This is a genomic window from Zoogloea sp., from assembly GCF_028689785.1.
In the GTDB taxonomy this organism is placed as follows: Bacteria; Pseudomonadota; Gammaproteobacteria; order Burkholderiales; family Rhodocyclaceae; genus Zoogloea.
Map to the genome: position 1 here is coordinate 1 of NZ_JAQVCN010000025.1, position 12,670 is coordinate 12,670.

Below are 12,670 nucleotides of genomic sequence, written 5' to 3' on the forward strand. Positions count from 1 at the left end.
GCTGGTCCAGCGTCACCATTTCCAGTTCGGTCTGAGCGGAGGCGGCGGCAGGCTTGAGCATGCCGCTATTATAAAAAAACGAAGCCCCCGACGGGCGGGGGCTTGGGGCTTTGTCAGCAGTCTGGGGGCGCTATTAGCGCCCTCACGATATCCCGGGCACGAAGGGTGTCGGCGAGCCAGAGGATGTTCTCGCCATCCAGCGCGGTGCTGCGGGGATCGTCCAGCAGGTGTTGGCGGAGGGCGTTCTTTAGTTGCCACGCAGGGCTGCTGGCCTGTTCCTTCAGGGCCGTCCGGATGCGGGCGAGTTGGGCCGGGGTTGTGGAAGGGCGGGGCCGGGTGAGTTGCAGGTGCAGGAGCTGGAAGGCGTCCTCAAGGTGCTTGTCGGGGCTGCTGATCACGATCTGGCTCCCCAGATCGGCGACGGTGGTGCGGATGCCGATGCCGCGTTGGGCCTTCCAGTGCGCGAAGGACTCGCTGTTCAGGTTGATGGTGCGCCGTTCAAGCCAGGAAAAGGCCTGGCCCGCCAGTGAGTAGTTGCTGTCGGACAGATGCAGCAGCCCGCGTGGGCTGTGCAGGCCGATGGTGGTGGTGTTGCCACGGGCGGCTCCGGGTACGATCAGGGCCGTCATGCCGTTGGAGAGCGTCCATGCTTCGGCTCCTGGAATGCCTTCCAGGTGGGCGCTGTTGATGATGGAGCCGGCCGTGGGTGGGTCCATCAGGCGGATGAAACGGACATCCTGCGAATGACGGACCGGAGTAACGGCCGCTGGCTGGACGGAATCCTCCAGGCGGGCAAAGTGGGCGGCATCCAGCGGAGGGGTGTCGAAATCCCGTCCCTCCCAGATCACCACTTTATCGCTGCTGGCTCGCATGTCCTTCCAGGCCTGATGAAGTTCGCCGGGGGTCAGTGTGTTCAGACGATCGGCCAGCAGGGCATGCTGTTGGGAGGGGGAGAGCAGGGGCTCGCCATTGTTCCGGGCTGCGTCGAGGCGCCCGATGAGGGTGCGGGAGTCGAGGGGCGCGGCCCCGCTGGCGAGCCTCTCCAGGCTGGTGACGAGGAGGCCACGCTGGTGCTGCAGTTCGGCAGGCGAGAAGCTGTTGTGGTCCAGGTCGCCGAGTTCGGCGAGGAGCTGGCGGGCGCCGTCCTCGGCGCGCATACCCTCGGGAAGGGGGAGGCGGGCCTGGAGCATGCGGCTGCCGTCGGGCAGGGGCATGAGCTGCAGGTTCAGGCCTGCCCGGCGCCCTTGCTGGCGATCAGTGCTGCGCTGGCTGGCCAGCCGCAGGGCCAGATTCTCGCGGGTATGTGCCCACACGGCCGCCTGGCTGTCCATCACTCGCCGGGGCTGGCGTTGAGCCAGGGCGAGCGCCCGGGCGCTGCGCTCCGGATCGGCCAGGGTGAGGTGACGGGTGCCGTCGATCTCCGGCCGGAGCCGCGGCCCACGTTCGGGAACGGGGCGTGCTGGGAGGTCGCCCAGGGCCCGCTCGATGAGGCTCTGCATGTGCTGTGAGGAAAGGTCGCCGACGGCGAGGAAATGCATGTTGCCGGGGGCATACCAGCGCTCGTAAAAGGCCTTGAGGTGTGGCGCCTCGGCGGACTGCACGTGTTCCATGACCCCGATCGGGTTGCGTTCGGGGTAGCCGCTGCCGGGCAGCACGGCACTGATCAGGCGGGGCGAGAGGCGTTGCCCGGGGCCCTGCCGGGCCCGCCATTCGGCTTCGATCACGCCCCGCTCCCGGATTACCTCGTCGGGGCTGAAAGTGGCGTGGGCGGCCCACTCCCGGAAGATCCCCAGCACTTCGGCGAGCCGTGCCGGCTCGCCGTCGGGCAGGGTGATCATGTAACGGGTCTGGTGATGGCCGGTTAGGGCATTGACGTCGCGGCCAAAGCGCAGGCCGAGAGTTTCCAGACGTTCGACGAGGCGGTTGCCGGGGTAACGCGCAGTGCCGTTGAAGAGCATGTGCTCGACAAAATGGGCGTAGCCACGTTCATCGTCGGCTTCGTCCATGGCACCCGCATCGACCGTCAGCCACAGGTGAAGCTGACCCTTGGGGTGGGGGTTGGGCAGCACGCTCCAGCCCATGCCGTTACCCAGCCGTCCGGTCCTGAGTTCGGGGTGGCTGGGCAGGGGGCTATCGGCCCGGACGGGGAGGGCCGCGGCCAGCAGGCAAGCCAGCAGCAGCGCAACCGGCTGCCGGACGGGGGGGCGGACAGAACGCGGAGGCATCAGAAGCGGTAGCCGAGTTCCAGCCAAAACTGGCGGCCGGCTTCATAGATCGTCGAGGGGGACGTGGTGTCCAGGGTGTTCGTGCGATTGAGCACATTGTTGATGGTGACGGTGACAAAGGCCTCCTGGCCAGCGCTGGTGGGAATGCTCCAGTTGATGCGGGTATCCCAGGTCAGGGCCGGGCCGAAGCTGAGTTTGTCGTAGCTGTTCACCTGGCTACCCTGGTAGTCGGCCTTGCCGTTGAGGGCCATCTTCTGGAAGCCGGTGCGGTAGCGCAGGAAGTTGCCGATCTGCAGTCGGGCCCGGGGGATGTAGGTGTTAAAGAGAATGCGCAGGGTCTGTGGGCGGGCGTAGTTGTCGGCGGGGCGGTCGGTCCAGCGGATGAACTTGCCGTCGTAGCGCACCATGCGTTCCAGATCACCGCTGCCCAGGTCGCTGAGGGTGTCGCTGTAGTTGGCATGGGAGGTCTCGACCCGGGTCCAGTCGAGGGCGCCCATCACTGTGGTGGTGGTGCCAAAGGCCTGGATGGGCTTGAGGCTTTCATAGGCCAGGGACCACACGCTGCTGTCGGACTTGCCCACGTTGTCCCACCAGTAGTTGCCGGCCGAGCGCAGGTGGAGGACGACTTCGTCGCGGCTCTTGCGGCCGACCCGTTTCAGGGTCCATTGGCCGTTGGCCCATTTCTGGCGCACGCCCAGTACGGTTTCGTCGCTGTAGGGCACGCTCAGGTCGCCGATGTTGTACATGGCGGCGGTATTGGCGACGGTGGGGGTGCCCCACATGCCGAGCACGCCGCCCACGAGGCTGCGGTCCTGGCTGGCCATCTGCAGGGACAGGCGTTCGCGGTAGGTATGGAACTGCATGAAGTTGCGGCCGTAGTAGCGGTTGTAGCCGGCTTCCAGCAGGGTCTGTCCGTTGCCCAGCGCGTCGAACAAGAGCGCACTGCGGGGGGCGAAGGTGCCTTTGGACGCAAGGTTGCTGTCATCGTAGCGCAGGCCCAGACGGGTGGTCAGGCGGCCGTAGCGGATCTCGTCCTGGATGAAGGCGCCCTGGCTGGATTCGTTCACTTCGAACTTGCCCGCCAGGTAGATGATGCGCCGCTTGAGGTATTGGCCTTTGCCGTTGGAGGTGGGGGAGAGGGAGCAGGTGGCGCTGTCGACTGTGCCGTTGGCCTGCAGGCAGGTGTCGGTGGCGGTGGAGAGTGTGTATTGCTCGTACTGGGTGTTGCGCTCGTAGAGAGATTCCTTGCGCTCCAGTTCGATACCGGCCTGCAGCCGGTGCTCCATACCCAGCAGGGTGAGGGGCTTGAGGTCGGCCCGGGCGGTGTAGTTGAGGGTGTCCTGCTGCTGCTTGATGTCGCCGTAGCCGCCTTCGCCGCTGTTGCCGCCCGGCACACCCCAGTTCTTGTCGGCGGCGGAGTAGCCCCACAGTTTCCAAGTGCTGGCGTCACTATCCCGGGAGCTCTTCATGCTGCTCCAGGTGAGGCGCTGGGTGAGCTTGACGTCGTCGAAACGCTGGACCAGGCCCGCGTTGAGGCCGACCCCGCCGGACTCCAGGCGGAAGAAGCTGTTCCTGGCGTTGCTGATGAAGTACTCGTTGTCGGAAGGGGCGTAGCTGACGGAGAGATCCAGGTCGGTGTCCCGATCGAGCCTGGCAAAGCCCTTCAGGAAGAGGTTGTCGATCTGCCGCTGCTGGACCTTGCGCCTGCTATCCCCGTCCATGCCCGCACTCCCGGTGTAGCCGGTGAGGGGGATCTCCGACGTACGCCGGACGAAGCTGCCGATGAAGCCGAAACTGTCATTCACTTTGGATTCGATGGCGGCCCGGTAGGTCATCTTGTCGAAGCGCGGCTGCTCTGTCATATCGGCGGAGCGTTCGTACTCCTGCCGGTTGGCCGGGGCGACCTTGGCCTGCATCCATTCGGAGCGGGTCATTTCCACCGACACACGCCCGCCGAGACTGCGCCTGGGCGCGCAGGTGTCGGCACTGACCACGCCGCCGCTGAAGCGGCCGTAGGCGGCGGGCACATTGGAATCACGCACGGTCACATCGCAGATCAGGCTGGAGTCGATGGCGAAGCCCTGACTGGCGGAGGGCGGGCTGTTGTTGCTGTTGACGCCGCTGAGGCTGGAGCCGGTGCTGGCCGGGTTGATGTCGTTGTTGATCGGCATGCCGTCCAGCTGGTAGAGGTTGGCGTAGAACTTGGCGCCGTTGATGCTGATGTCGGCGGGGGCGATCTCGCCTTGGGAGCCGGAGCGCTGCTGCTGTTCGCTGAACTGCACGCTGGGGTGCAGCTTGAGCAGGCTGGTCACGTCGCCGTTGCCGGAGGGCATGGCGCGCAGGGTGGCTTCATCCACGGTGAATACGCCGATGGATGGGTCCCGCGGGGCTTCCACCCGCACGGGGGCCAGGGTCGACTCGCTGCTGCCCTGGGGGAGACCGGGTGCCGGTTGGATGGCGGCCTGCGGTGCCGCTTCCACCAGCACGGCGTTGCTGCCCACCAGGCGGTAGCGCAGGCCGCTGCCGGCGAGGAGCTGATCAAGGGCTTCGTGTGGGGTAAGGCGGCCCTGCACAGCGGGGGCAGCCTTGCCGGCAACCGCCTCGGGGGCGTGGGAGATCTGCAGCCCGGTCTGCTGGCCAAGCACAAGCAGGGCCGCGCCGAGGGGCTGGGTGGGGATCAGGACGCTGATTTCCTGAGCGTGGGTGGCAGGGCAGGCAAGGCCGAGCAGCGCTGCAGTGAGCAGGGCGGGTGCTGTGGGGCGAAGTGCGTTGGCTTTCATTGGGGCATTCGAATGGTTGTTGTTCGATGCCTGTAAGACGTTGCTGACCGGGGGCTACCTCACCCCTCTGCGCAAAAATATTTCAGCGCACCACACGGATGCCGGGGAGTCGGATTACACGCCGATTGGCCGCGGCAGCGAGCAGGGTCAGCGCGGTCTCCGGATCCTTGCTGCTGACCGTCCCGGATATCCGCTGTCGGCGGGCATTGGCCGAGGGCACCAGGATGATCTGGTGGGTATGGCGGCCAAGCACGGCGAGGGCATCGGCCAGTGGTGTGTCCTGGAAGACCAGAGTGCCTTCGGTCCAGCCTTCTTCCTGGGGCAGGGCAGGGGGCTCGGGATGGAGACCGCTGGCGTCGATGCGCACCCGCTCGCCGACGCCCAGCGTGGCGGGAGGCGTATCGGCCGGACACCGGCTACAGGTGGCCCGCACCCGGCTTTCGAAAACACTCACGGTGGTGCCGTCGGCCTCCCGGCTGACGTCGAAACGGGTGCCCAGTGCTTCGGCGGCGCCGTCCCGGGTCTCGACGGTGAAGGCACGCGGCCGCTCCTGGCGGGCCACCTCGAAGTGGGCCCGGCCGGTTAGCAGCGCCACGTGCCGCCCCTCCGCATCCATGCGTACCCGGATTGCGCTGTCGGCATCGAGGGTGGCGATGGAGCCGTCGGCCAGGGTGATCCGGCGGATCTCGCCCTTGCCGGTGGCGTGGTCGGCCTGGAGCAGGGGAACGAGGATCTCCCGGGCGGGGTCGGCCGCTAGCAACACAATGCCGCCAGCCAGCAGGATCGCCATCGCTGCGGCCTGCGGCCGGCCCCGGCACAGGCGGCGCCGGAGCTTGTTGGAATCAATCTGACCCATCTGCGCCCAGATCCGCTGCAGTCGCTCGAAGGCGTTGCGGTGGCCAGGGTCGGCAGCCTGCCAGGCCTGGAAGGCCGCTTCCTCGTCGGCGGAGAGGGGGCCGCGTCCGTGGCGGATGACCCAGCGACCCGCTTCCTCCAGTACCGGGTCCGGGGGCGCGGCGGCGCTCATTCAGTTTGCCAGCACAGCCTGGCAGGTCAGCAGGATGCGCATCATGTGCTTTTCCACCGCGCTGACCGAGATGCCCAGCAGGTGTGCTGTTTCGGCATGGCTGAGGCCGTCGAGCTTGTGCGCCACGAAGACTTCGATGCTGCGGCTGGGCTGGGCGAGGAGGGCTTGTTCAAGGCGCCGGATGGTGTCGGCCGCTGCTACCGAGTCGAAGGTGTCGGGTGCGGCGACGTCCCCGTACAGTGTGTCGTACTGGCCGAGAGCTGTCTTTTCTCGGCGCTGCTGGCGGTGCCAGTCCATGGCGATGTTGGCTGCCACCCTGAACACATAGGCCTTGAGGTTGGCTGGCGGTGTGGCTGGCCGTGCTGTGCTTAGGCGCAGCCAGGTGTCCTGGGCGCAGTCCCGCGCAGTGTCCCGGGAGCCTGTGCGCAAGGACAGGAAATCCACGATTTCCGGGTAATGCGCGACCAGGATTTGTGACAGACATGCAGACATCGGGGGCAGTCGCGAAATTCATTATTGAGAATCGTTATCATTATATTTTCAGCCCGATACCTCCGCAAGAGGCGTTCTGCCGGGAAGACCGACGAACACGCCTATCCATGTGGCAGTGCGCCATGAAGGCGATTTTGAAATGCGGGGAAGCTCCCTTGGCAGGCGGCAGGGCTTGTTCCCCTATCCAGCAGCGGGTAGACTCCGGAGGTTTGGATCGTGTGGCGAAACAGCAGGGTTCGCATCATGATGCAGGACGCGTGAATTGGGCTGGTTGCAGCGCAACGCTCAACTGGCCATGGCACTCCAATAGGCGAACGCGAGTTCGCCTATTTTGCATTTCCCATCCAATAGATCATCCGCCGTTAGCAGCAATCGAGGATTCAGCATGTTTGACGCCGTACGCAACAACAAGAAGATTGTTCAGATATTTCTGGTACTGATCACTCTTCCCTTCGCTTTTTTTGGTGTCGATTCCTACGTCAAGAATGCAGGTAGTGGTGGCGAGCTGGCTTCGATCGGTGGTTCGCCGATCTCTCAGCTGGAGTTTCAGCAGGCCATGCGCGATCAGCAGGAGCGCCTGCGCAACGCCATGGGTGAGAACTTCAATCCCGCGATGTTGGAGACCGCTGAAGCACGCAAAGCTGTTCTGGATAATCTGATCAATCAGCGCCTGCTTGCCCTGGATGCCAGCAAGATGGGATTGACCGTGTCCGACCAGCAGATGCGCGAGACGATTGCGGCCATTCCTGCCTTTCAGGACAACGGTCAGTTTTCCTTGCCCCGCTATGAGGCTCTGCTCAAGGCGCAGGGCATGAATCAGCCGATGTTTGAATCCCGCCTGCGCAGCGATCTTGCGCTGAAACAGGTGGTCGGGGCTGTGGCAGAAGGCTCCCTGGTCTCCAGTGCATCTGCTGAGCGGGTCTTTGCCGTGCAGTTCGAGGAGCGGCAAGTCAGTGACGCGCGTATCGGTACGCAGGCCTTCGTCGGAGGAGTCAAGCTTGCGGAAGGCGCGGTGCAGAAGTTCTACGATGCCAATCGCAGTCGTTTCGAGATCCCTGCCCAGGTTCGGGCCGAGTACGTGGTGCTCAGCCAGGATGCCTTGGCCGCCCAGCTGAGTCCGAGCGATGCGGATCTGCGCAAGGAGTACGACGCGCACCCGGAACGTTTCCGTCAGGGCGAAGAACGTCGGGCCAGCCACATCCTGATCCAGGCGCGCAAGGATGCGGGTGAAGCTGCAGTGAAGGCTGCTCGCGAGAAGATTGAGGGTATTGCTGCCCAGATCAAGGCAAACCCTGCCGATTTTGCCAAGCTTGCCAAGGAGAATTCCCAGGATCCGGGTTCGGCTGAAAAAGGGGGCGATCTGGGTTTCTTCGGTCGTGGCGCCATGGTGAAGACCTTTGAGGATGCAGCTTTCGGGCTCGCCAAGGAAGGAGATGTGTCTGGCGTGGTGCAGTCTGATTTTGGCTTCCATATCATCAAACTGACGGGTATCAAGGCCGAGCAGGTCCGTCCGTTCGAAGAGGTGCGGAACGAGATCTCCGCCGAGTTGAAGAAGCTTGAAGCAAGCCGGAAGTTTGCGGAGTTGGCCGAGGGCTTCACCAACTTGGTTTACGAGCAGGCCGACAGCCTCAAGCCGGCTGCCGAGAAGTACAAGCTGACGGTCCAGACCACGGATTGGATCGCTCGCAATGGCAAGGCCCCTGCGCCGTTCAACAATGAGAAGCTCGTGACGGCTGTCTTTTCCGATGATGCAGTAAAGAACAAGCGAAATACCGATGCCGTGGATGTGGGCAAGGGCGTGCTTGTGTCCGCACGGGTTGTGGAATCCAGGCCTGCTTCCCTGCGCCCGTTTGACGAGGTGAAGGCTGAGATCGAGAAAGTCCTGATCCAGGAAGAAGCCGTTGTTCAGGCTGAAAAGGATGGCGAGAAGAAGTTGGCCCAACTCAACAAGGGTGAGGCCGTGGCCATCGACTGGAGCCCTTCGCGCCCGCTCCAGCGGATGGAGCAGGGGATTCCGCCGGAGGTACTGAGGGCGATCTTCCGGGCACCGTCCGACAAGTTGCCGAGTTATGCGGGCGTTAAGCTGCCGGGCGCGGGCTACGTGCTCTTCCGTATCGAGAAGGTGACGCGGCCGACTTCGACGGGCAAGGATGATCCGCGGCTTCAGGCCATCAAGCAGCAGTATTCCCGTCTGCTGGCCGAGCAGGATTTTGCTGCCTATGTGGCGGCACTGCGTAAGCGCTATGACGTCAAGGTGAATGCCGCCATGCTGGAAAGCAGCAAGGACAAGTAAGCACCGCAGATGTGGACCCCCGCTTCCGTTCAGGGAGCGGGGATGCAAAAAGGCCCCTGATGATCAGGGGCCTTTTTGCATGTGCGTGCCCAGTGGCGCTCAGCTGCCTTGGTCCGGGTTGCCGAGGGCCGTGGTGTTGAAGCCGGCATCGACGTACATGATTTCGCCGGTAATGCCACTGGCGAGGTCGGAACACAGGAAGGCCGCGGCATTGCCGACTTCGTCGATGGTCACATTACGCCGCAGGGGCGCATTGCGCTCGTTGAAGGCGAGGAGCTTGCCGAAGCTGCCGATGCCGGAGGCCGCCAGGGTTTTGATCGGGCCTGCGGAAATGGCATTGACCCGGGTGCCTTCCGGTCCGAGGCTGACGGCCATGTACCGAACGGCGGCTTCCAGGCTGGCTTTGGCCAGACCCATGATGTTGTAGTTGGGCATGGTGCGTACCGCACCCAGGTAGGACATGGTCAGCATGGCCCCGTTGCGACCTTTCATCATGGGGCGGGCAGCCTTGGCAAGGGCGGGAAAGCTGTAGGCGCTGATGTCCTGGGCGATGCGGAAGGCTTCCCGGGAGGCGCCGTCGAGGAAATCCCCTTCCAGGGCTTCGGTGGGTGCATAGGCGATGGAGTGCACGAGGCCATCAAGGCCGTCCCATTGCTGGCCGAGTTGTTCGAACAGGCTGGCGATCTCGGTGTCGCTCTGCACGTCACAGGGGTACACCAGCGTGCTGCCGAATTCGGCCGCCATTTTGATGACGCGATCGTGGAAACGCTCGTTCTGATAGGTGAAGGCCAGCTGGGCGCCTTCCCGGTGCATGGCTTTTGCGATCCCGTAGGAAATCGAGCGGTTGGACAGCAATCCGGTGATGAGAATGCGTTTGCCGGCGAGAAAGCCCATCAAGGTGTCTCCAGTGAATAACCACTCGATTATAACGGATGCTTTCCGGCTGCGCCCTGTCGCGGATTCCGGGACATCCGGTAGACTGGGGGGATGCGTGTGATGATCCGATATCTTGCAACTCTCGTCCTGGTTGCCGTGGCTTCAGGCTGTGGGCAGGTCTGGAACGATCCCTATCCTGCAGCCGAGCGGGGCCAGAACATCTTTTATTCGGCCTTCACCCAGCGCCCCAAACATCTTGATCCGGTTCAGTCCTACAGTGAGGACGAGGCGATTTTCCTCTACCAGATCTATGAGCCGCCGCTCCAGTATCACTACCTCAAACGCCCTTTCCAGCTTGTGCCGGCGACGTCACGGGCCATGCCTACCCTGAGGCAGTACGACGGAGCCGGGCAATTGCTGCCCGTCGGCGTTGATCCGGCCAAGGTTGCCCTCAGCGAGTACGAGATCCAGATCCAGCCGGGGATTCGCTATCAGCCCCATCCGGCCTTCGCCATCGACGGCGCGGGCAAGCCGATCTACCTGAACATGAACGCCGATATGCTGGCCAGCAAGCGCAGCCTTGGCGACTTTCCGCTCACCGGCACCCGGGAGCTGACCGCCGACGACTATGTTTACCAGATCAAGCGTCTGGCTCACCCGCGCCTGCACTCCCCGGTGCTGGAGCTGATGGGGGACTACATCATCGGGCTGAAGGACCTGCATGCGCTCCTGGTCGCCGACGAGAAGGTCAGCAAGGACAGGCAGGCGTGGATCGACCTGCGAAGCTACCCCATGAGCGGTGTCGAGGTGGTAGACCGCTACACCTACAGGGTGCGGATCAAGGGGGCTTACCCGCAGTTTCCGTACTGGCTGGCCATGCCCTTCTTTGCGCCGGTGCCCTTCGAGGCTGACCGTTTCTTCGCTCAGCCGGGGATGGCCGAGCGCAACCTGACTCTGGACTGGTGGCCCATCGGGACCGGGCCCTACATGCTCCAGGAGAACAACCCGAACGCCCGGATGGTGCTGGTGAAAAACCCCAATTACCACGGTGAGAGCTACCCCTGCGAGGGGGAGGATGAGGACAAGGCGGCGTCATTGCTGGCCGATTGCGGCAAGCCGCTGCCGTTCATCGACAAGGTGGTGTTTACCCGGGAGAAGGAGAGCATTCCTTACTGGAACAAGTTTCTGCAGGGTTACTACGATGCCTCGGGGGTGTCGTCGGACAACTTCGATCAGGCCGTGCAGATGGGTGGGCAGGGGGACGTGACTCTCAGCGATGAGATGGTCGTCAAAGGGATCAAGCTCAACACCTCGGTGGCGCCGAGCGTGATGTACATGGGCTTCAACATGCTCGATCCAGTGGTGGGAGGCAGCAGTGAGCGGGCGCGCAAGCTGCGTCTGGCCATTTCCATTGCCATCGATCAGGAGGAGTTCATTGCGGTTTTCCTGAATGGCCGGGGCGTTCCGGCGATGCACCCGATTCCGCCGGGTATTTTCGGCTATCGCGCTGACAAGGATGGGATCAACCCCCGGGTGTACGACTGGGTGGATGGTTTGGCCCGGCGCAAGTCGGTGGAAGAAGCACGGCGTCTGCTGGCCGATGCCGGCTACCCCGGTGGCCGGGACGCGAAAACCGGTGAGCCGCTGGTGGTCTATCTGGATACCACGGCGGGTGGGATGGGTGACAAGTCCACCATCGACTGGCTATCGAAGCAGTTTCGCAAGCTGGATGTGCAGCTCGTGGTGCGGGCGACGGATTACAACCGTTTCCAGGACAAGATCCGCAAGGGCAATGCGCAACTGTTCTACTGGGGCTGGAATGCCGATTATCCAGACCCGGAGAACTTCCTGTTCCTCCTTTACGGGGCCCAGGGCAAGGTCAAGAGCCAGGGCGAGAATGCGGCCAATTACGAAAATGCTGAATACGATCGTCTCTTCGAGCGCATGAAGGCCATGCCCGACAGCCCGGAGCGTCAGGCCATCATCGAGCGCATGCTGGCCATCCTGCAGCATGACGCGCCATGGGTGTGGGGCTTCTATGAGAAGGCTTATTCCCTGCAACACGGCTGGCTGCACAATCGCAAGCCGGGCAAGATCGTCCGCAACGGCCTCAAGTACCAGCGTATCGACGTGGATGCGCGGCAGCGTCTGCGTGCCGAATGGAACAGCCCGATGGTGTGGCCCCTGGTGCTGGTTGTGCTGGTGGGGGCCCTGGCGGTGGCTCCGGCCATCATTCACTACCGGCGTCGGGAGCGGGCAGGTGCGAGGGCCTGATCCGTCCGGCTGCATGTGCGATGGGGTGTCGTGAGAGCGGCGCTCCGACCCTTAGGGGGCGGGCAGCAGACCTTCCGACTGGAGCTTGCCCCCCAGCAGCTTGATGAGCTCTTCGACGACCTGGGCGGATGACCTGGGATTGAGGGTTTCGCTGACGGCGGTCCACACGGGTTTGCCTTCCGGCAGGCGATACAGCAGGGTTTCCACAACAACGGTGGTGTTTTCCACCGTGTATCCCGGCGTGGTGTAAACATAGGGATAGAAAGTGTAGAAGGAGCCGTAGCGGGGGCCAAAGCGGCGGAAAAGAGGGTCGTTGGCGAACTGGGTCTGGGGCGGCACCACGACTTGGGATTTATCCACCGACACCAGCCGTGACAGCAGTGCCGCATCGAAGCCCTCCCGGGCCAGCCGGGCGCGAACCTCGGCGGCTTCGAGGCTGGGGTCGAGTTCTAGGGTGTGGCCGGCGGCGGCGTTGGTGCCGGGGGGGATCGACTGGAGAACCCGATTCTCGGCCATCCGGCGCAGGTTCTCATCCTTCACTGCAACAAACACCACCAGTTTGCGGGGTACCGCACCCGAATCAGAATCGTCGCGCCAAGTGGATTTGAGGGTGGAGCTTGCGCAGCCCGTGAGCAGGAGAGCTGCGCTAATCAGGGCGGTGACGTGCTTGAGTGACATGGATGCTCCGCTTCGGAATTGTCGG

8 protein-coding genes are annotated in these 12,670 nt (G+C 63.7%); 2 read left to right on the plus strand and 6 right to left on the minus strand.

Translation table 11 applies throughout. From position 1 onward, the window contains the following. Positions 1-113: 113 nt before the first annotated feature. The 4 genes from PHI64_RS12335 to PHI64_RS12350 form a co-directional block, all read right to left on the minus strand. Entirely contained in the window at positions 114-2,225 is a 2,112-nt protein-coding gene (locus PHI64_RS12335) for a M16 family metallopeptidase (RefSeq protein WP_299883067.1), read from the minus strand. Next, the gene (locus tag PHI64_RS12340; protein ID WP_299883069.1) at positions 2,225-5,005 is read right to left on the minus strand and encodes a TonB-dependent receptor; all 2,781 of its coding nucleotides are present in this window, start codon (positions 5,003-5,005) and stop codon (positions 2,225-2,227) included. The genes PHI64_RS12335 and PHI64_RS12340 overlap by 1 nt, the downstream gene beginning before the upstream one ends. An 82-nt stretch (positions 5,006-5,087) precedes the next feature. After that, complete coding sequence (locus tag PHI64_RS12345) at positions 5,088-6,032, minus strand: FecR domain-containing protein (RefSeq protein WP_299883071.1); 945 nt, start codon at positions 6,030-6,032, stop codon at positions 5,088-5,090. After that, positions 6,033-6,524, minus strand: a complete 492-nt coding sequence (locus PHI64_RS12350) for an RNA polymerase sigma factor (RefSeq protein ID WP_299883073.1) — start codon at positions 6,522-6,524, stop codon at positions 6,033-6,035. 385 nt (positions 6,525-6,909) lie between these two features. Here PHI64_RS12350 and PHI64_RS12355 point away from each other — a divergent pair, with 385 nt between their 5' ends. After that, positions 6,910-8,817 (plus strand): SurA N-terminal domain-containing protein, encoded by a 1,908-nt coding sequence (locus PHI64_RS12355; RefSeq protein ID WP_299883075.1) that lies wholly within the window; start codon positions 6,910-6,912, stop codon positions 8,815-8,817. Positions 8,818-8,916: 99 nt separating this feature from the next. Here the strand turns inward: PHI64_RS12355 and fabI are convergent, their stop codons facing one another. Beyond that, on the minus strand, positions 8,917-9,711 hold the full coding sequence (fabI, locus tag PHI64_RS12360) for an enoyl-ACP reductase FabI (RefSeq protein WP_299883077.1): 795 nt from the start codon (positions 9,709-9,711) through the stop codon (positions 8,917-8,919). Between the two features lie 102 nt (positions 9,712-9,813). On the opposite strand from fabI, the gene PHI64_RS12365 reads away from it, so the two are divergent. Next, positions 9,814-11,967: an ABC transporter substrate-binding protein gene (locus PHI64_RS12365; RefSeq protein WP_299883079.1), complete on the plus strand. Its 2,154-nt coding sequence runs from the start codon at positions 9,814-9,816 to the stop codon at positions 11,965-11,967. A 51-nt stretch (positions 11,968-12,018) separates the two neighbouring features. Here the strand turns inward: PHI64_RS12365 and PHI64_RS12370 are convergent, their stop codons facing one another. Continuing rightward, entirely contained in the window at positions 12,019-12,645 is a 627-nt protein-coding gene (locus PHI64_RS12370) for a hypothetical protein (RefSeq protein WP_299883081.1), read from the minus strand. Positions 12,646-12,670 lie beyond the last annotated feature (25 nt).

Excerpts from the sequence above, each read along its gene's own strand:
- PHI64_RS12335 (WP_299883067.1), bottom strand. The coding sequence starts at position 2,225 with ATGCCTCCGCGTTCTGTCCGCCCCCCCGTCCGGCAGCCGGTTGCGCTG.
- PHI64_RS12340 (WP_299883069.1), bottom strand. The coding sequence starts at position 5,005 with ATGAAAGCCAACGCACTTCGCCCCACAGCACCCGCCCTGCTCACTGCA.
- PHI64_RS12345 (WP_299883071.1), bottom strand. The coding sequence starts at position 6,032 with ATGAGCGCCGCCGCGCCCCCGGACCCGGTACTGGAGGAAGCGGGTCGC.
- PHI64_RS12350 (WP_299883073.1), bottom strand. The coding sequence starts at position 6,524 with ATGTCTGCATGTCTGTCACAAATCCTGGTCGCGCATTACCCGGAAATC.
- PHI64_RS12355 (WP_299883075.1), top strand. The coding sequence starts at position 6,910 with ATGTTTGACGCCGTACGCAACAACAAGAAGATTGTTCAGATATTTCTG.
- fabI (WP_299883077.1), bottom strand. The coding sequence starts at position 9,711 with ATGGGCTTTCTCGCCGGCAAACGCATTCTCATCACCGGATTGCTGTCC.
- PHI64_RS12365 (WP_299883079.1), top strand. The coding sequence starts at position 9,814 with ATGATCCGATATCTTGCAACTCTCGTCCTGGTTGCCGTGGCTTCAGGC.
- PHI64_RS12370 (WP_299883081.1), bottom strand. The coding sequence starts at position 12,645 with ATGTCACTCAAGCACGTCACCGCCCTGATTAGCGCAGCTCTCCTGCTC.